The following is an 18,842-nucleotide window of genomic DNA, read 5'->3' as shown; positions in this document are numbered from 1 at the left end:
TTCCGGGTTTGCCGCCCCCCTTTCCCAGTAAACCCTCTGCCACTGGCACGGTATGCTTCTGTCCCATGACCGTGGGCTGGAGACGATCGGTGCCTACCGTCGGCATGACGATGCGATGCAGATCGTTTCCTGACGGGTGGACCGGCCAGTGGTGCATTTCGAGGCCCCGCCATCCGCGCAGGTGCCTGGCGAGATGCAGGTCTTCATTGACTGGTTCAATCGCACCGCCCCGGACGGAACCGTGCCCTTGCCCGCCCTGACACGCGCGGCGCTCGGCCACCTGGTCCGAGAGCATCCATCCGTTCGAGGATGGCAACGGTCGCCTCGGCCGCGCCCTTGCCGAAAAATCCCTCGCCCAGAGCATTGGCCAACCCAGCCTGATCGCACTGGCCCATACGATCGAGCGCGATCGAAGCTACTACGATCAACTCGAAACCCACCAGAAGACGCTTGATGTCACGGCCTGGCTGCTCTGGTTCGGAGATATCATCCTAGGGGCTCAGCAGGTCACGCTCGAACGTGTCGCCTTCTTCATCGCCAAGGCGAAGTTCTACGACGCCTACCGTGACCGCCTGAATGAACGCCAGGCCAAGGTGGTTGAGCGGATGTTCCGTGAGGCCTACAGGGTTCAAGGGAGGGCTCAGCGCCGAGAACTACATCGCCACCACGGGCACGTCGCGCGCCACCACGACGCGGGATCTGCAGGATCTCGTGGAGATGGGCGCGCTGACGAGGACCGGGGAGCGGCGGCACACCCGCTATTCCTTGCGGGTATGACTAGTCGTTGAATATTCGTTCCTTGGGCATTTGAGGGGCGAGAATGTCGTGCCTGCCGCAGCGACCGCTTCGAAGCGCATAGTGTCGCGAACGTCGCCGGCGGGTGGCAGGTCGGGCCGGGCTTCGCCAAGCGGATTTTATCGCGGGGGGCGAATGAAGCCAGACCAGTTCGATAGCTGTTCGGGCACGCCGGCAACGTAGCTTCGCAAGGTCCGCGAGATGCCCTGCCGGGTGCCCTCGCCAGAAGGCGATTGCTCATGCTGCCTGTCCGTTTCGGACAATCCGCACTATCCTCATGCTGAAAAGCCTGAGGGCGACGATGGGACTGACCGCAGGGAAATCAGGGGGCGGCAGTCGGGTCAAACGGCGAACCGGGCTGCGATGGATGAGATCTTGCGGCCTTGGCCCGCCACAACCCCGGCCTGTCGAAGGCTGCGCTCAAGGTGACGGGCAGGGTGATGGTGGCAGTGTCCACTGCGATGGCGCGGCTCCCCGGTCAGAAGTTGCGCGGCAACGCCGTCAGATACGACAAGCGGTGCTACAAGCGCCGAACCGGATCGAAATCATGTTCGGCAGGTTGAAGGACTGGCGCCGCATCGACACCCGCTACGACCGATATGCAAAGACCTTTCTCTCCGCCGTCTCCCTCGCCGCGATGATTCTGTTTCTGGCTCTGACGCTTAGAGCGTGTTTCTGCCTTTCGGATTTCATGCTTCCCAGCTTGGTTGTGTTGTGATTTCCTTCTGTTGAAGCCGATATGGGGGTCGCCGATGGGCAAATCACATCCGATAGAGTTGCGAATGCGAGTTGTTGGGTATGTCGATGGAGGCCATGGGCACCGCGGAGCGGCGCGTCATTTCCGGGTGTCCCCGAAATTCGTCAACGATCTGGTCCGGCTCCGCCATGAAACCGGGTCGCTGGCGCCGCGGCGGCAAGGCAACGGCGGCGGGCAGGGCAAGCTGACGGGCGCGACCGAGTGGATCGAGGCCCGCGTCGCCGCCAAGGGCGAGATCACGCTCGACGAGTTGGTCGCGGAGCTGGCTGAGACGCATGGCATCGCCGTCCACCGCGCCACCGTCTGGCGGGTCTGACACACAAAAAAAGATCTTCAGGCGCTTGAACAGAAGCGCAAGGACGTCGCCGACAAGCGACATATCTGGATTGCCAAACGCCAGACATTCATGGCCAATCATCTGTAACGGCTGGCTTTCGTCGACGAAACCTCGATCAAGACCAACATGGCGAAGCCCACCGGCTGGGCGCCGCGCGGGCAGCGCCTGGTCGATCACGCGCCGTTCGGCCACTGGCGGACCCAGACCTTCGTCGCGGCTTTGCGCCATGACCGGCTGGACGCCCCGTGGGTCTTCGATGGCGCAATGAACGCCGAGGTGTTCACCCTCTACATCGAAACACAGCTGGTGCCGACCCTGCGCCCCGGAGATGTGGTCATCCTGGACAACCTCTCAAGCCACAAAAGCCCCGGCGCAGCGACCGCCCTGCGCGGCATTGGCGCCTGGTTCCTGTTTCTGCCGCCCTATAGCCCCGACCTTAACCCCATCGAAATGGCGTTCTCCAAGCTGAAATCCCTGATCCGAAAGGCAGCCGCACGAACCTACGATCAGCTATGGAATGCCGTCGGACAGCTCTGCAACCTCTTCTCGGAAGAGGAGTGCTACAACTACTTCAGAGCGGCAGGATATGAGGCTGATTGACGGAAACACGCTCTAATCTGCTATCCATATCGGAGCAACGATGTGGAGGGCGTCTTGGCTCACGCTGCCTACACGGCGAACATCGCAGGAAACTTTCTAGGATGCGCACCGAGTTGCTCGGCCGGAAGAATCTACCTCTTCGTGGGTTCCGAGGCTGGCGGAAGTCGCCGCAATCGCCTATACCCTGATCGAAACGGCCACGCTCAACGCCGTCGATCCCCACGCCTGGCTCGCTGACACAATCGCCCGTTTCCCAGACTGCAAAATCACCAAGGTCGATGACCTGCTTCCATGGCGGTGGAACGGGTAGCGGTCAGGCCGGACGCTTACTCTGTTCCTTCAGATCGGCACGGTGATCCGTTGGCCGGAATACTCCCGCATCCCCGCCGAAATTGCCGCCTGAAAGGTTGTTCAGGACGGACTAGGTATTTCAGAAAATCCAGGCAGCCTTGGGATGTATGTTCTATTAAGTAACTCTATATAATCAGAGCTGCATCCGTGGACAGAATTATAAATATTTTCCGAAAAAAATTTCGGCCAGTAGTTGTCTGGAATTCCGCAGATATTTTCGGATTCCGGACAAATATTACGGCGGGTCACAATTACAATTGGTCGACCAGTCGAATAAGTCATCCAAGTTAATCGTTTGTCATCGAAGACAATAAAATCAGAATCGCCGCCCCCGTTCTGAGCTAGGCCAAGCGCAACGTCATAACTGAAATCTCCAATCTCTGCGGCTACAAAGTGCCGAGGATCACAAGAAAATATGTATTTCCTAGATGACATCGCCACATTGATAAACTTACTAATTACATTTTCTAGCGCCCCCCCCATTGTGGAAATAGAATCGTGGCGCTCAATGTTAAATGGAATAGCAATATGCCTTACGGAGTTCGACAGAGGTAATAGCGGCAGACTCAAAATATGATTAGATCGGATTCCTTTGAACAGCAGCAAGTCAAAAAGCCTAGAGTGCTCGAGTTCGTGCGCCTGATCAGTCGTTAAAAGGCGGATAGACATGCTATCCATCCACGATAAAAGATCATGGTGGAGCGTTCTGTTTTCAAATGGCCTAAATGAGTTGTTATGAAAGAATTTTTTCATTATGCGCCCCGCTCCTCACTATCAATCATCATCTGAAACCTCACTATCTGAGCTATTTTCATTTTGACTGTCCGATTTCTTCTTTCCCTCGATAGACCCTTTAATCGAAGATTTCCTCTCTCCAGGCTTGGTGATCTCATAGCCAGGCTTTCCAGTAGAGGTCCGCTCGGGATACGTTGATATCTTCGTGCCGTCGGGCAAACTTATCGTGGCGCCGCCATCCGGGCGCGGCTCTACAGCCGCACCGGCCAGACCAGAAAGCTTACCGTGTAGCTCGTCAATAATCCCCGCGTAAGATTGACCTTTAGGCTCAAGGGATTTGTCGAAACCTCCAAAAACTCCGTCCAGTTCAGAATTTCCTGATGAAATACTTTTGCTAACTTCTCCAAATTCCAGAGATTTCAACCCGACAGCAGACGTTAAGGAACTCAGATGTTTTTCTGCCCACTCCGATCCTAAATACGCAGCAAGAGCCAATCCACCCAAGACAGCTATCTCGTCAACCGGACCAGCAAATACATCATCTGCAACAAACCAATTCCCCTTGGGATCTCTCAGGTTCACCGGATCATTGAAGCTGTAAGCATACCTGTTCGTCCCAACGCCCGGCTTCATGATATCGAACCAGTCGGGCTGTAGGAAGAGGCTGAGTTCTGGGTCGTAGTAGCGGGCGTTGAGGTATTGCAGCCCGGCATCGGTGTCGTAGCGTTCGCCGATCCAACCCTTGCTCTCCGGTTCGGTGACTGCGGCCGCTCGCCAGTTGGTCTGTTCGCCGAACGGCCGGTAGACCGCGCTCTCCGCCTTGGTCCCCGCCGGATCAGTGATGGCGCGGACCGACCCCAGATGGTCACGGTGAAGGTAGCTCGCCTGGGCCGGCTGGTTTCCATTTGTCAGCTTGACCACAGGATCCGGGTAGGTCGTCACCGTCTCCTGTCCCACAAGGCCCCAGTTGCGGATCTCGACGTCGCCGAAATAGACTGTCGCCCCGGCATTGGCAGGCAGCGCCGCGCAATTCTGATTGGCAGCAAGACCTTCGACTTTTTTCAACCGCACCCCGTCAACGCCATAGACATAGCAGGTGCGCTGGCCATTGACCGTTACCGAAAGCGGGCGGTTCTCACCATCATAGGTCATGATCTTGCCGTTCAGCCCGGCCGTCATGTTGCCGTTGGGATCATAGGCAAAGGTCTGCGTCACGCCCCCCGCCACCACGCGCAGGGGCGCATGAGCCGGCCTCTGATTGTCATAGGCATAGCTCGTCGCTGTCGCTGCGCTCTGGCCCTTGGCCCGCATCCGGCCGGCGCGATCATAGCTGAACACCTGGCTATGCGCAGTCTGACTGCGGGTATTGGTCGAACTCAGGAGCCGTCCGGCATAATCGTAGATAAACGCGAATGAACCCGCCCGATCGGAAGTGACACCTTCCCAGGTGAAGCCAGTATCATAAGTGGAAATCCGACCTGTGGCTGAGCGTGTGTAAGCTGCGCGGAAGATCTTGTCATTGGCCACATCAAATCCGTTCATTTCGATGACCCAGCCGCAGCGGCTGTCATGACTGGCTGTCTGATATGCCCCGTTGCCGAAGTCCATTCTCTGCGGGTTTCCCCAGACATTATATTTCACATTGGTGATGAAATTTCCAAGCGAAGTAACCCGGTTGGCCGCGTCGTATTCATAATTGGAAACCCATCCCATGGTGATAGTGCCGCCCGGCGCGCGCGGGAGGTATTTTCCGGCCAGATCGCCTGTCAGTCGATACGAGAACCCCAGCGGATAAGTGCGGCCATCAATCATGTGGCGCTCATACTCCACCTGACCATTGACGTGATAATCCCGTTCGACCTTATGTATCGCGGTTCCACCGTTCGTCGGCACCCAGATCTCCTGGGTTGTCTCCTTGCCGATGTTGTGGCCTTTGGTGCGCACCTCATCGTGGGTGAAACGTGTCTCTACCCGGCTTGTGCCGCTACCGACCTGCTTGAGCGTTACCCGATTTAGCGGATCGTAGGCGAAAGCGATAACCTGGCCTTTCGCATCGGTCTGGCGCAGCAGGTTGTTGTTTGAATCATAGACCATGGTCCAGAGACCAAGGCCAGGGTCATCGGAGGTCAGGCGATTGCCATAGATGTCATAGGTATAGGCCCATTTTATGCCCTCCTGATCGACAACCGTACTCAACTGGCCAAGCGGATCATAGCGGAAATTGGTCTCCCGCAGATTGCTGGTCGCAGCCGTGACGTCGCTTCCTTCAGTGTCGATCCGCGTTTCGCGCACGAGCCGCCCACCATGATCGACATAGCTCCGCACTTCACCACAAACGGTGTTGGCCGTCGCATCATCATAGCAATGCGCATCCTTTGCCTGGGTACCAGGATGTGGCGTTGAGACTCCATAAGAAGACATGGTGAGCTTGACGTAATCAATCGTGCTGTAGGTTCCATCTGCATAGGCCTTCCGGGTCGCCAACTCGAGCGTGCACAGATGCGGTCCGGCTACGGCCACGCGTACAGCTCCGGTGCTCAGCCTGTCGAGAAAGCAGAGCAACGTGGCGCGATGGAAACCCTTGCGCATCCATCGGCCTGTCCCTTCCTCGGGCTGCAATATGTCGGCGCGTTTCAGCTGCTTGAACATGCCAAAGCTGCAGCCCAAGGTCTCGGCAGTCCGGTTCTGGTCGAGATAGTGGTGCTTTTCGCGGCCGATCTCGTCGACGAGTGCCCGGGTCAGGATAGTTTCCAGTTGGAACCGCCCCTCGCCATCCCGACAGGCGAGTCCGCGCCGGATCAGGATATCCTCGACCAGCGACCGGCGGGCGCCAATTGCGCGACAGGCGCCGCGCAGCGACAGCACCCGGCTTCTCGCCGATCTTCCGTCCCAAGACCGTCGTGCCGGGCCAGAACGGATAGTGTTCGTGGAAGTATTCGCGCACGATGTCGCGCAGGGGATCGAGATCGGCGCGCTGCCTGGCGTGCGAGCCAAGCAACCGCTGGAGCTCGCCATTGCTGGGGTGGGGCTGGTTGCCGCCTCGCGTCGGCGTCCGCTTGTTGAAGCGGTCTAGCGCTTGACGGATACCGTCCGGTCCGGCGCTCAGGATCGCGAATCCGGTCAGCATCGCATCGCGACGCTGGTCGGGATCGAGGCTTGAGGCCCGCATGTCTCGACCGTGATCGATCAGCACCCCGAAAGCCGTGCTGGCTTTGATCAGCGCCGGGATTTCCAAGCAATTGCACCAGTGTGCCGCATGGTCGCCATAGGCGCGCCGGGTCAAGTACAGATCGAGATCGTCGGCTGGGGCGGATGCTGCCTTGGATTCCCGTGTGATCTCTTGCCTCGCTACCCGGACGAATGCCGTGAAATCGAACCGGGACGAGGCGTCGATCTTTGGCCGATGGCGCTGCAATAACGCCGTGTGTCGCCAGCAGCGTCGGACCTGGATGAACTGCCAATGCAATTCGTGAATGACGTCGCAAAGGCGCGGACCGTCGCGCAGTGCCTCGGCGACGCAGGATGGACAGTAGCGGATCTCGCCCCGCGCCAGCGTTTCGGTGTTCATGACCTCGGCGCCGACAGCATATTTCATCGTCGAGGTTTTCACGGCGGTCCGGTTCTGGAAACTGTCTGCAGGGATGCAGGCCAGTGTGCAGAGATGGGCGATAGCCACCCCATCACCGTTCGAGATTGCCGCAAAATCCAGCCCGACATCCTGGCAGAAGGTCCAGAGATCGGGTGCGAGGTTGCGGGCGGCCAGCCGGGACAGATATGAGGTTGGCATCTCCAGAGGCGACACCGGCAGGGTCAAGGCCAAGGTCATGCGTCACCTCCCAGATCAAGCAAACGTCGGCTGTCGATGTGTTCGAAATCGCTGGCGACGAAGGGGTTGAGACCGTCGATGCAGCCAGCCCGCTTGCGGAACATCGCCGTGAAATGCCCGGTCTGCAGGATCTCTGCCTCCGTCAACATCGCCTCCTCCAGCGCCGCGATTACCAGTTCGATCAGCAACCCGAATTCCCGCGCGCTTGCATGTATCAGCCGCGCAGCGAACTCGGTCGTCGTGACTTCAGCGCCTGCGATCAGGCCCGCGCGCTCGGCATAGAGCTGCAACAGGCGCAATGCGCGCGCGGCATCGAACACGAGATCGAGACGCGGAAGCTCGATCGGGTAGATTCGTCGCGCCAGTTGCGCATCATGATTGATGATGGTTTTAAGCTCGGCCGTCCCGGTGAGGATCAGACCGACCGGCCAGACCGGATGCTGCATCAGGGATTTCAGCGTATTGACAACCGAGGTCATCTCTTTCGGGGTCTGGTGGGTCGCAAGGTCTTGGGCTTCGTCGTAATGCAGGAACAGGGTCCGGCGCTCATGCAGATGGCCTTTCACCATATCCCAGATGGTCTGGGCTGTTCTTTCTCGCTGCAACTGGAAGCCGAGCGCTGCGAGCGTAGTCTGGCCGACGAATTTCAGCGTCGCTGGCGTGGGCACTGGCAAGCTCGCCACATCCAGGCGGCCTGAGACGGGGTCGCCCAGGACCAGATCAGGCCGCGTAGCGATCATGTGCCGAATCGCCGTGGTCTTGCCACTGCCCGAGGCACCGATCAGTGCGATGCAGCGGGCCTCGGCGACGGTGTCGGCGTCGATCTCGGTGCGGCGGCGTTCCAACAGGTAACGGAAACGCTCCTCGAACTCCCGGTAGGCGCGGTTTGATGAAAATATCGACCGCAGCGCGAGAATGCGCCGAGGGATATTGCTGGTGGTCCGATCAATCATCGAAGGTCCAGACATCGCTGTCGTCGAGGGTGTCGCTGGTGGGCAGGGCACCGTCCGAAGCGGGCAGCGGAGTCGGCTTGTCCGGCGAGATGACATCGCCGAGCAGGTTGTCCGAATCAGGCCGCTTGCGCCCTTTGGGGTGCTCCAGATCCTCGGTCGCGGCGGATCTCTCTGGTCCGATGCGCAGCCCGAGATAGAGCTGCCGTTCCTCGCGGTCCAGCTGTTCGGGGGTCAGATGTGGCGGCTGCACCCGGCGCAACTGCCGCGCCCGGGCATCGATGGTACGGATCCTCTTCCGTGCCTCCCGGATGATTTCCTCCGATAGGACCGCCTCGTCGCGGAACCGCTGCCGCAGGTCCCGGACCATGCGCAGCCATTCGTCGAGGCTCAGCCCCCAGACCGCCCGCGGCACCGCCTCGGCGCTGAACCATTCATGGCCGATGCAGACCGAGACATGGGTGATCTCCTCCGGATCGACCCGGACCGGAATGTCACCTCTCGCCCCGCGCAGCAGGGCTTCCTGCATCTGAGGGCAGGTATAATTGATCCCGAAGGCCCGCACGCCGTGTCGGTCGAGCTTGCGGTTGAGCGGGACGCCGAAGACCACCCGGCGGTGATTGGCATCCGGAGGCGGCGTCACCCCCTGTTCGGCAGAGAGGCGTTTCCAAGCGTTCGCGGGGGTCTCGCCCTTGAGGCCGGCGTGGGGGGTGTTATGGTAGATGTCGACAATGAAGAGCGTGAGGATCTGTGCCAGTTCGTCGTCGGTCAGGGCGGCCCATTGCTCCGAGGGGTAATCGCCGCGCTCGACCGGGTTTGAGAACGTCCGCCCGATCAGCATCGGGGCGAGTTGCAGACCGAAGGTGCGGAAAATTCTCTCGATCCGGGCTCGGAGTTTGGGCACGCCTGCAGGCGGAGCCTCGTAACTCGCTCCTAGATCAGCTACCGTCAGCCGAAACTTCTCGGCGGCGAAGGCAGAACCTTGGTCGGTGACAAGTATACCGATGCCGCCGCAATGATCCCAGGCGCTTTCGCAGCCTGCAGCCCCGGCGATCGGGGTCTTGTCCTGCGTGATCAGGTTCAGGGTGCGGATCGCGTCATCGGCGTTGGGCGTCACGACGATGCGGAATCCAAGGACACAGCGCGTGGCGCAGTCGAGAGCGACATAGAGCCAGCGTCGCCCGACCTCGAACTTCGCCCGGTCCTCGGGCGACAGGCCGTCCAGTGCGCCGCTCTCGCCGAGCAGCGAGCAGAGATCGATCTGCCACTCGTCCATTTCGATGCGCTGTAATGGATAGTCGGCGCCGATGCCGTCCTCATAAAAGCCGAACTCGCGGCGCGCCGCGTCGATCCCTTTTCGTTGCGCGACCACTTCGAACGGGTCCAGCGCCTTGATGCGGCGCCGGACCGTCCGGGCCGAGGGTACCGGCAGGGGCGGTTTCCCCGCCTCGGTCCGACCGGCATTGACCTCACTGAAGCGATCATGCGTGTCCTGGACGATGCGTGTCTGGCTAGGCTGGTTGCGATCAAGATAACCGGCCACGCATTCGGCGAGGATGCTTTCCGACTCGACCATCAGCCTTCGGATCGACAAGTCTGGCCGTCTTCGTTTGCGCAGGAACACCAGCGGGCTGCGACCGCCCGCCTCATATATGCGGACCCATTCCAATAGCCAGCGGGAAGATGGGAAACGGCGGCGCTCGAATACATGGCCCGCGCGCTTGCTGCGGCCGAGGTCCTGCCCGCTTTCTTCGGTCACATTGACCCGCTCCTCAAGCGTAGGCAGGATCTTTTCCATCTCCGCGTCAGTGCGGCTGGTCTCGCCGCGCGCCTCGGCCTCAAGAAAGGTTGTAACGCAGGTCGTCTGTCACAGTGCCTTGGCGCGCTTTGCTGCCGGCAGGGTTTGCAAGTAATTGACATCGCAGCGAAGGCGCCGGAATGCGGCTTGGTCGGAGAAGGCGCCGCGCTTGAGCCTGACATCGGGGCGGGCCAGAAGGTGAAGGAATTCGTCGCCGGTGAACGACAAGCAGATCGACGGATCATCGAGGCGCGACCAGACCGATCCTGCATGATCACACCGCAGCAGCCGGTGTTCGGACCCGCCAATTTCGAGGCAGTCGGTTTGCGAAGCACGAAAGTGGCGGGTCATTGGACTGCCTCCGGCGCGATACGGGTGGAGGGCAGGATGTCGCCGGAATCCAGGGCTCGCAGGAGACCTGCGTAAATGGCCCGGAACACGGCGCGGAAAGCGCGTCCCCCAAACCCCGACTTGCGGACCAGCTCACCAATGCTGACTGGGCCGGACAGGCTGTGGATCAGTGCAGCAACAGTTTCATCAGCCTCCGCATCCGGGGTCCGTCGAAAATCGTGCAATTTCTGCGCATTGCGCGCGGTCGATGGGCAATAGCTCCGCTCGGTCACCAAGACCACATCATCGGCAAAGCCGAGTGGCGTTGCCGCGCGGATCAGCTTCAGAGTCTCGCGGAAGCCATGTCGTTCGACGATGGCGGCGGGCTTCACGGCAACGGCGATACGGCGACCATCCGTCAGCGTGACAAGAAAATCAAAGGTATGTGTCTTTACACGACCTTCTGCGTCGCGATACCGGACCGGCGGCTGGTCCCAGATGTCAACGACATCCGGACGCGCGAGCAGCAGAAACAGCACCTCCTGCTCGCGTTTGCTCTCGAAATAACGCAGCCGGATATGCCGGTCTGTCCCATGACGTGGCCGCGAGAGCTGGCCTTTGATCGCGCGGAAGGTCTCCGTGTTGCCCGGCTGGCAAGGGGACGAGTGTATGATGGGTTAAATGGACTTTCCATGTTGTGACAGCCCCGCAGAGATGAGCGATGCATCTGGCTTGCATCTACCCACAACCGCGCACCAAGTGCTTTGCGAGACGGGCGCCTTCGACGAGGTCGGCGAGTTCGGGAGAAGCCGCGCCATATGACCGTGGTCCCCGATGGCGCGTCGGAAGCGCGGTCGAGATAGCCCCCGAGCCGTGCGACGGCCCCATAGAAGTCGAGGTCGCGCGGCGCCTGCCTCTTCCTGCTCGACGTTGCTTGGTCGAGCAGGTGGCGCTCGCTTTTAGTGAACGCGGCGGCGGGGTCGGCCCCTGGTGTCTCGCGGCTGAGCTCTGCGACATTCAGGAAGACCGTCGCAGAAGACGTGGCGCGTCGTTTGAGGAACCGGCGTATAGCCCCCACATTCAACGCGTGTTCGCGATCCCGAGCAAGCGATGCGACAAGCGGCAGCTTCAGTTTCTCACCAGACGCGAGATTGAAGCGATCTTGGCCTACCCTGACCGCAGTACATGGCTGGGACAGCGAGATCACACTCTGCTGTTGTTGGCTGTGCAAACAGGGGTGCGGGTTTCGGAGATCGTCGATCTCAACCGGGATTCGGTGATGCCCGACTGCGGTGCCCATGTGCGGTGTGTTGGCAAGGGCGAAGCACATCGCTCACCAAGGTTGCTTCAGGAGATTTAGTCAACTCGACTGCCACAAAGGAAGAATTCTGTCCAAAACTATCGTGGCGATCCACAACTTTGATACTGGTCGGAGCGAGAGGATTCGAACCTCCGACCCCCTGCTCCCGAAGCAGGTGCGCTACCAGGCTGCGCTACGCTCCGACCGTGCGTTGCACCTAGCGGCAATTCCTATCCTCCGCAAGAGGAAACACGGATTTTCTGTTCAACAAAGTGAGGAACTGGGCATCGGGCCCGCTGAATGCGTGCCGACGGCTTATCTCCGGCGCCACTGTGAGGCCCGTCTTGGAGGCAAGCTGCCGGGCAACGGAGTTTGGACCGAGGGATTTCGCCCGCTGGTCTGCGTAGTGGCCATACCCGCACAACATTGGCTACGGACGCCAGAATATTTAAAAATATAGTTAAAACAAACCATTGCGAACATCCCGTCATCCGAATGGTAAGTGCCGGAAATTCCATAGCCGTCCGCAGCGTTGAAATCAGTTGAGGGGCTCGCCTGGGAGACGGTGAAGCGCGCGTCAACGCTTCCGCCGATGCGGGCTTCGTGCTCGATGCCTTCGAGCGGGCGGTCCATGATCGCCGCCCGGCCAAGGGCATGGGGCCGGTTCACCATTCGGGCCTTGGATCGCAAGGCAGCTTCAGCAGATCGTCGCAACACCCCAGTTCAGGAGGTGTCGGTGCCGACAGGAAGACAGAAGTCCACGCGGAAGAAGTTGTGGTCGCCCGGGCGGCCTCCGGCGTGGCAGCGTGAGAACCTGTGTCGGTTTTGACGGGTGATTGCGATGGGGGTTTTGCGCGAGGAGGCCGCAGTATGTCCGGGCGTGTGAGCACCTGTCAGGGGCCGGTGGTTCCGAAGTTCAGGTGGCATGACCCCACACAGTTTGCAACATCGTCGCGGCCTCCTGCCGGTCGCAGCCTGACATTCGCGGATCCTTTACGTCACCCACCGGCTGAGCGAGGTCTTCGCGCTTGCCGACGGGATTTGGTGCTGCGGGGCGGATGGGTCTCGGGCCCGGCGCGGGATTTCGCCCCGGATCAGGTGGTGGCCGCGATCGGGCGGCTCGATGTCGCGCAGCCGCTCCGTTCCGGTGGGGGCCGGGCGGGGGGGGGGGACGGCCGCGCGCCGTGGCCGGTTCGGCCCGCGCCGCCGCCGGGCCGAGGCCGGGGCTTTTGAGAGGACCGCCGCGCGGCTGAACCTGCAACCCCGCGGCCCCGGGCTGAAGGTGTGGCGCTTTTCCGGCGGGAACCAGCAGAAGCGGGTGATCGGGCGCTGGCTCAACGGGCTGCGCGATCTGCGCCTCGTGATGCTGGACGAACCGACGCAGGGGGTGGCGGGATATTTACGATGCGCTGCGCGCCCGCGCGCGGCAGGGCACCGCCGCCGTGATCGTCACCTCCTCCGAGCCCGAGGAACTCTGGTGCGGATCGCGCATCGGGTCACCGTGCTTGCCGATGCTGTCGCTGATCCGGGGGGTGACGCTGCGGATCAACCCGACCGAGGTCTATGGCCTGGGCGACACCTAGCCAATGGCGATCTGCTGGAGATGCAGGTCCATCGCTCTGCTGGGTGGAGAAGATTATTTCCGGATTGGCGGGCGGAACAGAATTTAAAACACGACAATCGTGGTAGAATTTTAATTCAACCGCCGCCTGCCGGGGCTGATCTTCCCACCGGGCGGCAAGACGCGCCACCCCGGAGGCCCCGCCTCCGCAGCCGACAGGAGACGTGAATGACCAGCCTTTCGCCGCAAGATTTCGCTTCCGCCCCTGCCACGGGCGCTTTTGGCACCCATGTGATCGTCGTCGGCGGCGGCGCGAGCGGGGCGCTGATGGCGCTGCATCTGATCGACAGCGCGCCGGACCTGCGCGTGACGGTGATCGAGCGCAACGCGCTTCTGGGCTGCGGCATCGCCTATGGCACGCGCGACCCGAACCACCTGCTGAACACCCGGGTCCATAACATGAGCGCCTTTCCCGACCGCGCCCACCATTTCCGTGACTGGTTGCAGGGCTCCGGCCTGGCGCCCGCCGCGACGGAGGAGAGTTTCGTCGGCCGCGCGATCTATGGCCGTTACCTGAACGATCTGGTCGCGCAGGCGCCCGGCGGCCGGCTGCGCTGTGTCCGGGGCGAATGCCTGCGGCTGGAGGAAACGCCGCGCGCGGTGATCGCCCATGTCGATGACGGCACCTGTATCCGCGCCGACCGGGCCATTCTGGCGACCGGCCATGCCGTCGGCACGCCGGAGGAGGGGCTGAGCGGCGCCTGGGATTTCACCCCGCCCGCCGATCCGGATGCGCCGGTGGTGATCATCGGCACCGGGCTGTCGATGGTGGATCATGTGGTGTCGCTGCTGCGCGGCGGGCATCGGGGGCGGATTACCTGCGTGTCGCGCCGGGGGCTGCTGCCGCAGGTCCATGAAGACACCCATCCGCTGACGATCAGCCGCGGCGAGGTGCCGCTGGGCGCGCCGGTCAGTGCGGTGCTGCGCTGGCTGCGTGAGCTGGTGGCGCGGGCCGAGGGCCGCTGGCGCGATGCGGTCGACGGCATCCGCCCCCATGTCGCCGCGATCTGGCGGGCCTGGGGCGAGGAGGACCGGCGCCGCTTCCTGCGCCATGCCGCCAGTTTCTGGGAGGTCCACCGCCACCGGGTTCCGCCGGAATCCGCGCGCTGGCTGCGCGCGGCACGGGACCGGGGGCAGCTCCGCGTCCTGCGCGGCCGGTTCGAGCGGATCACCCCCGAGGGCGCCCGGATCCGCACGCCCGCGCCGGTCACGCTTCCCGCCGCGCGGGTGATCGACTGTCGCGGCATCCGGCGTGACCCGGCGCGCGACGGCGCCCCGGTGATCCGCGACCTGCTGGAGCGCGGCGCCGGGCGGCTGGACCGGCTGCGGCTCGGGCTCGATACCGATGACATCTGCCGCCTGCTGCGCGCCGATGGGCGGGCGTCGCAGCGGGTCTTCGCGATCGGCCCCTGCGCGCGCGGCGCCCTGTGGGAGATCACGGCGATCCCGGATATTCGCCTGCAATGCGCGGGCCTCGCGCGGCATCTGGCCGAGGTGGGCTGACCGCGCCGCCCGGAGCGTCCGGATGCGTTTCTCCCCACGCCGTCCGGAAGGGAAGGATCTTCTCCTGTGTGCCCGGGCTTTGGAATGGCTCCCGGCGTGGGCTTGGCCTACCCATAAATCACGACTCGATGAATAGATTTTAGGGCGACACCCCGCCCGCATCCGGGAGTGACCATGACACCCAGACCGCCACAGCCCCCCGCCGATCCGGTCAGGACAGATGAAGAGGCCATCGCCGCGGCCCGGGCGCTGGCGGCGGATTGGGCCACCACGGCCGCCCGGCGCGATGCGGAGCGGATTTTGCCCTGGGATGAGGTCGAGGCCTTCACCCGCACCGGCCTTGGCGCGATCACTGTGCCGAAGGCATATGGCGGGCCGGGGCTGTCCTTCGTGACGCTGGCCGAGGTGTTCGAGATCCTGTGCGCCGCCGACAGTTCGGTGGGCCAGATCCCGCAGAACCATTTCGGCGTGCTGCGCCTGCTGGAGGAAGCCGGGACCGAGGCGCAGAAACGCCGGTTCTATGCCGATGTGCTGAACGGCCACCGGATCGGCAATGCCGGGCCGGAGCGGGGCCGCCGGCTGGTGACGCACAACACCACGGCGCTGCGCGAAACGCCCGACGGGCTGCGCCTTTCGGGCCATCGCTTCTATTCCACCGGCGCGATCTTTGCCCATTGGATCCCGACCCGCGCGAATGATCCGCAGGGCCGCCCGGTGCAGGTCTGGGTGCCGCGTGATGCCGAAGGGGTCGAGGTGGTGGACGACTGGGCCTCCTTCGGCCAGCGCACCACGGCTTCGGGCAGCGTGATCTTCCGCGACGTGTGGATCGCGGACCCGGAGCAGATCATCCCGGTGTGGCAGCGGGCCGAGATCCCTGGCCTTGCCGGGCCGGTGTCGCAGCTGATCCAGGCCGCGATCGACAGCGGTATCGCGCAGGGCGCGCTGAGCGAGGCCATCGCCTTCGTGCGCGACAAATCCCGGCCCTGGGTGGATTCGGGCGTCAGCCGCGCGCAGGACGATCCCTATATCATCGCCGACACCGGGCGGTTGCAGATCGACCTCTGGGCGGCGCAGGAGGTGCTGCGCGATACCGCCCGCCTGCTTGATACGCTCGCCGCCGGGCCGGTCAGCGCCGAGGACAGCGCCCGCGCCTCCGTCGCCATCGCCGAGGCAAAGATCCTGACCACGGAAATCGCGCTGAAGGCTTCGGAGAAGCTGTTCGAGCTTGCCGGGACGGCCTCGACCCGCGCCGGGCTGAACCTTGGCCGGATCTGGCGCAATGCGCGGGTGCATACGCTGCACGATCCGGTGCGCTGGAAATATCACCTTCTGGGCAACTGGCACCTGAACCGCAGCGCGCCCGCCCGCCATCAATGGAACTGAGCCGATGACCCTGCCTCGTATCGCGCCGCCGGTCGGCGCGCATCTGATCCGCTCCGACGCGGAGGCGATTGCCGTCGCCACCGCGCTGGCACGGGATTTCGCCGCCACCGCCTCGGAGCGCGACCGGCTGCGGCAATTGCCGTGGGAAGAGGTCGAGCGGTTCTCCGCCTCCGGCCTGTGGGGGATCACCGTGCCGCGCGACCATGGCGGCGCGGGGGTTTCGGCGGGCACGCTGGCGCGGGTGATCGCGATCATCGCGGCGGCGGATGGTTCGCTCGGCCATATCCCGCAGAACCATTTCTACGCGCTGGAAATCCTGCGCTCGGGGGGCAGCCCGGAGCAGCAGGCGCATTTCTTCGCGCTGGCCTTGCAGGGCTGGCGCTTCGGCAATGCGGTGGCCGAGATCGGCGCGCGGGATTTCAAACGCCGCACCCGGCTGGAGGGCGGCATCCTGCACGGGCAGAAATTCTACTGCACCGGCGCGCTTTACGCCCATATCCTGCCCACCCTCGCGGTGGATGAGGCGGGCCGGCAGGTCATGGTCTTCGTCCCGCGTGACAGCGCGGGGGTGACGGTGGCCGATGACTGGGACGGGTTCGGGCAGCGGGTGACGGGCTCCGGCTCGATCACCTTCGCGGGCGTCCGGGCCGCGCCCGAATGGATCGTGCCGTTTCAGGACAGTTTCGAGCGCCCGACCCCGATCGGCCCCCATGCGCAGATCATGCACGCGGCGATCGACCTCGGCATCGGTCAGGGCGCCTTTGCCGTGATGCTGTCCTTTGTCCGCGAGCGGGCGCGGCCCTGGCTCGATGCCGGGGTGGCGCGGGCGCAGGACGATCCGCTGACCCTCGCGCGGGTGGGCGAGGTGGCGGCGCGGCTGCGCGCGGCGGAGGCGCTCTTGTCCCGCGCCGGGCGGGTGCTGGATGCGGCGCTTGCGGAGGCGACGGAGGACACCGTGGCGCAGGCGTCGCTTGCGGTCGCCGCGGCCCGCGCCGCCACGACCGAGGCCGGACTTCTGGCGGCGAACCGGCTCCTCGAACTCGGCGGTACCTCGGCGACGATGACGACCGACAACCTCGATCGCTATTGGCGCAACGTCCGCACCCATACGCTGCACGATCCGGTGCGGTGGAAGTTCCACGCCATCGGCAATCATGCCCTGAACGGGGTCAACCCGCCGCGCCACGGAGCGATCTGATGACCGAACGCAAACAGATCATCGTCAACGCCTTCAAAATGAACTGCGTCGGCCATATCAACCATGGCCAGTGGACGCATCCGCGCGATACCTCGGTGAACTATCACCGGCTGGATTACTGGACCACGCTTGCGCAGACGCTGGAACGCGGGCTGTTCGACGGGATCTTCCTCGCCGATATCCTCGGCACCTATGACATCTACGGCGGGGGGATCGACCTGACGCTGCGCGAGGCGATCCAGCTGCCGGTGAACGATCCGATCCTCCTGATCTCGGCCATGGCGGCGGTGACGCGGGGGCTGGGCTTTGGCGTGACGGTGAACGTCAATCAGGAGGCGCCCTATACTTTCGCGCGGCGGATGAGCACGCTCGACCATCTGACCGGGGGCCGGGTGGGGTGGAACATCGTCACCGGCTATCTGGACAGCGCGGCGCGCGCCGTGGGCCGCGATGCGCAGGCGGCGCATGATCTGCGCTACGATCAGGCGGATGAATACCTTGAGGTGCTGTACAAGCTCTGGGAAGGGTCGTGGGACGATGATGCGGTGATCCGTGACCGCGCCCGGCGGATCTATGCGGATCCGGCGAAGGTGCGCCCCGTCGTGCATCATGGCCGGTTCTACAATGTCGAGGGGCCGCATCTGTCTGAGCCTTCGCCGCAGCGCACGCCGGTTCTGTATCAGGCGGGGACATCGGGGCGGGGGCAGCGGTTCGCGGCCCGCCATGCGGAATGCGTGTTCATCGGCGCCGCGAGCCCGGAGGCCGCGCAGGCCACTTCCCGCGCGCTGCGGGCGGCGGCGGTGGCGGCCGGGCGGCGGGCGGAGGATCTGAAGATCCTCGTCGGCATCTGCGTGATCCCGGGGCGGACACGGGCGGAGGCTGCGGACAAGCTGGCCGACTACCGCGCCCATGCGAGCCCGGAGGCGGGGCTGGCGCATTTCGCGGCCTCCACGGGGATCGACTTCGCGCGCTACGGCCTTGACGATCCGATCCCCTACGGGCCGACGAATGCGATCCAGTCGGCGACGAAGATCGCCGAGACCCACCGCTGGACGAAGCGCGACCTGCTGGGGCAACTGGCGATCGGCGGGCGCTATCCGGTGGTGAGCGGTACCCCCGCCGAGGTGGCCGATACGCTGCACCGCTGGGTTGAGGTGGGGGAGATCGACGGCTTCAACCTGACCCGGATCGTGACGCCCGAAAGCTACGAGGATTTCGCCGATCTGGTGGTGCCGGAATTGCAGGGCAGGGGGCTTTACAAGACCGCCTATGCCGAGGGCACGCTGCGCCGCCGCCTGTTCGGCGAAGGCGACCGGCTGCCCGCCCGCCATGCGGCCGGGGCGTTCCGGGGGGCCTAG

At 63.3% G+C, this 18,842-nt stretch carries 16 protein-coding genes, 1 tRNA gene and 3 pseudogenes; 12 read left to right on the top strand and 8 right to left on the bottom strand.

Annotated elements, in window-relative coordinates:
* The 5 genes and pseudogenes from QM789_RS04450 to QM789_RS04430 form a co-directional block, all read left to right on the top strand.
* A pseudogene (locus tag QM789_RS04450) lies at positions 1-777 on the top strand (Fic family protein); the annotation flags it as partial.
* A 488-nt stretch (positions 778-1,265) separates the two neighbouring features.
* Positions 1,266-1,444 (top strand): annotated as a pseudogene (locus tag QM789_RS04445) (transposase); the annotation flags it as partial.
* 196 nt (positions 1,445-1,640) lie between these two features.
* A complete protein-coding gene (locus QM789_RS04440; RefSeq protein ID WP_420350218.1) occupies positions 1,641-1,868 on the top strand; it encodes a hypothetical protein in 228 nt (75 codons plus the stop codon).
* A gap of 111 nt (positions 1,869-1,979) precedes the next feature.
* A complete protein-coding gene (locus QM789_RS04435; protein WP_420350764.1) occupies positions 1,980-2,489 on the top strand; it encodes an IS630 family transposase in 510 nt (169 codons plus the stop codon).
* A 154-nt stretch (positions 2,490-2,643) separates the two neighbouring features.
* Positions 2,644-2,799 (top strand): transposase domain-containing protein, encoded by a 156-nt coding sequence (locus QM789_RS04430; protein WP_420350763.1) that lies wholly within the window; start codon positions 2,644-2,646, stop codon positions 2,797-2,799.
* Positions 2,800-2,900: 101 nt separating this feature from the next.
* Here the strand turns inward: QM789_RS04430 and QM789_RS04425 are convergent, their stop codons facing one another.
* The 7 genes from QM789_RS04425 to QM789_RS04395 form a co-directional block, all read right to left on the bottom strand.
* Positions 2,901-3,509 carry a hypothetical protein gene (locus QM789_RS04425; RefSeq protein WP_420350732.1) on the bottom strand — a complete coding sequence of 203 codons (609 nt, stop codon included), beginning with the start codon at positions 3,507-3,509 and terminating at the stop codon, positions 2,901-2,903.
* Positions 3,510-3,614: 105 nt separating this feature from the next.
* The gene (locus tag QM789_RS04420) at positions 3,615-4,727 is read right to left on the bottom strand and encodes an RHS repeat domain-containing protein (protein ID WP_420350762.1); all 1,113 of its coding nucleotides are present in this window, start codon (positions 4,725-4,727) and stop codon (positions 3,615-3,617) included.
* Between the two features lie 1,285 nt (positions 4,728-6,012).
* Positions 6,013-7,401, bottom strand: coding sequence for a TniQ family protein (locus tag QM789_RS04415; RefSeq protein WP_420350731.1), 1,389 nt, complete (start codon positions 7,399-7,401; stop codon positions 6,013-6,015).
* Positions 7,398-8,354, bottom strand: a complete 957-nt coding sequence (locus tag QM789_RS04410; protein ID WP_420350730.1) for a TniB family NTP-binding protein — start codon at positions 8,352-8,354, stop codon at positions 7,398-7,400. Before QM789_RS04410 ends, QM789_RS04415 begins: the two co-directional genes overlap by 4 nt.
* Positions 8,347-10,149 carry a hypothetical protein gene (locus tag QM789_RS04405; RefSeq protein ID WP_420350729.1) on the bottom strand — a complete coding sequence of 601 codons (1,803 nt, stop codon included), beginning with the start codon at positions 10,147-10,149 and terminating at the stop codon, positions 8,347-8,349. Before QM789_RS04405 ends, QM789_RS04410 begins: the two co-directional genes overlap by 8 nt.
* A gap of 69 nt (positions 10,150-10,218) precedes the next feature.
* A complete protein-coding gene (locus QM789_RS04400) occupies positions 10,219-10,500 on the bottom strand; it encodes a hypothetical protein (protein WP_420350728.1) in 282 nt (93 codons plus the stop codon).
* Entirely contained in the window at positions 10,497-11,018 is a 522-nt protein-coding gene (locus QM789_RS04395; RefSeq protein WP_420350727.1) for a hypothetical protein, read from the bottom strand. The genes QM789_RS04400 and QM789_RS04395 overlap by 4 nt, the downstream gene beginning before the upstream one ends.
* Positions 11,019-11,413: 395 nt before the next feature.
* On the opposite strand from QM789_RS04395, the gene QM789_RS04390 reads away from it, so the two are divergent.
* Positions 11,414-11,839, top strand: coding sequence for a hypothetical protein (locus QM789_RS04390; protein WP_420350726.1), 426 nt, complete (start codon positions 11,414-11,416; stop codon positions 11,837-11,839).
* Positions 11,840-11,905: 66 nt separating this feature from the next.
* On the opposite strand, the gene QM789_RS04385 is transcribed toward QM789_RS04390, so the two are convergent.
* A tRNA-Pro gene (locus QM789_RS04385) sits at positions 11,906-11,982 on the bottom strand.
* A 533-nt stretch (positions 11,983-12,515) separates the two neighbouring features.
* On the opposite strand from QM789_RS04385, the pseudogene QM789_RS04380 reads away from it, so the two are divergent.
* From QM789_RS04380 to QM789_RS04355, 6 genes and pseudogenes are all read left to right on the top strand, one after another.
* Positions 12,516-12,769 (top strand): annotated as a pseudogene (locus QM789_RS04380) (IS30 family transposase); the annotation flags it as partial.
* A gap of 452 nt (positions 12,770-13,221) precedes the next feature.
* The gene (locus QM789_RS04375; protein ID WP_420350725.1) at positions 13,222-13,362 is read left to right on the top strand and encodes a hypothetical protein; all 141 of its coding nucleotides are present in this window, start codon (positions 13,222-13,224) and stop codon (positions 13,360-13,362) included.
* A gap of 206 nt (positions 13,363-13,568) precedes the next feature.
* Entirely contained in the window at positions 13,569-14,903 is a 1,335-nt protein-coding gene (locus QM789_RS04370; protein ID WP_420350724.1) for an FAD/NAD(P)-binding protein, read from the top strand.
* A 174-nt stretch (positions 14,904-15,077) separates the two neighbouring features.
* Positions 15,078-16,286, top strand: a complete 1,209-nt coding sequence (locus QM789_RS04365) for an SfnB family sulfur acquisition oxidoreductase (protein WP_420350723.1) — start codon at positions 15,078-15,080, stop codon at positions 16,284-16,286.
* Between the two features lie 4 nt (positions 16,287-16,290).
* Positions 16,291-17,484 carry an SfnB family sulfur acquisition oxidoreductase gene (locus QM789_RS04360; RefSeq protein ID WP_420350722.1) on the top strand — a complete coding sequence of 398 codons (1,194 nt, stop codon included), beginning with the start codon at positions 16,291-16,293 and terminating at the stop codon, positions 17,482-17,484.
* A complete protein-coding gene (locus QM789_RS04355; protein WP_420350721.1) occupies positions 17,484-18,842 on the top strand; it encodes an LLM class flavin-dependent oxidoreductase in 1,359 nt (452 codons plus the stop codon). The genes QM789_RS04360 and QM789_RS04355 overlap by 1 nt, the downstream gene beginning before the upstream one ends.

Source organism: Paenirhodobacter sp., from assembly GCF_047600745.1.
GTDB lineage: Bacteria > Pseudomonadota > Alphaproteobacteria > Rhodobacterales > Rhodobacteraceae > Rhodobacter.
The sequence above is the reverse complement of the archived record's forward strand: the minus strand, read 5'-3'. Positions and strand labels throughout refer to the sequence as shown.

Coding starts and splice junctions, on each gene's coding strand:
- QM789_RS04425 (WP_420350732.1), bottom strand. CDS start 3,509: ATGTCTATCCGCCTTTTAACGACTGATCAGGCGCACGAACTCGAGCAC.
- QM789_RS04420 (WP_420350762.1), bottom strand. CDS start 4,727: ATGACCTATGATGGTGAGAACCGCCCGCTTTCGGTAACGGTCAATGGC.
- QM789_RS04415 (WP_420350731.1), bottom strand. CDS start 7,401: ATGACCTTGGCCTTGACCCTGCCGGTGTCGCCTCTGGAGATGCCAACC.
- QM789_RS04410 (WP_420350730.1), bottom strand. CDS start 8,354: ATGATTGATCGGACCACCAGCAATATCCCTCGGCGCATTCTCGCGCTG.
- QM789_RS04405 (WP_420350729.1), bottom strand. CDS start 10,149: ATGGAAAAGATCCTGCCTACGCTTGAGGAGCGGGTCAATGTGACCGAA.
- QM789_RS04400 (WP_420350728.1), bottom strand. CDS start 10,500: ATGACCCGCCACTTTCGTGCTTCGCAAACCGACTGCCTCGAAATTGGC.
- QM789_RS04370 (WP_420350724.1), top strand. CDS start 13,569: ATGACCAGCCTTTCGCCGCAAGATTTCGCTTCCGCCCCTGCCACGGGC.
- QM789_RS04365 (WP_420350723.1), top strand. CDS start 15,078: ATGACACCCAGACCGCCACAGCCCCCCGCCGATCCGGTCAGGACAGAT.
- QM789_RS04360 (WP_420350722.1), top strand. CDS start 16,291: ATGACCCTGCCTCGTATCGCGCCGCCGGTCGGCGCGCATCTGATCCGC.
- QM789_RS04355 (WP_420350721.1), top strand. CDS start 17,484: ATGACCGAACGCAAACAGATCATCGTCAACGCCTTCAAAATGAACTGC.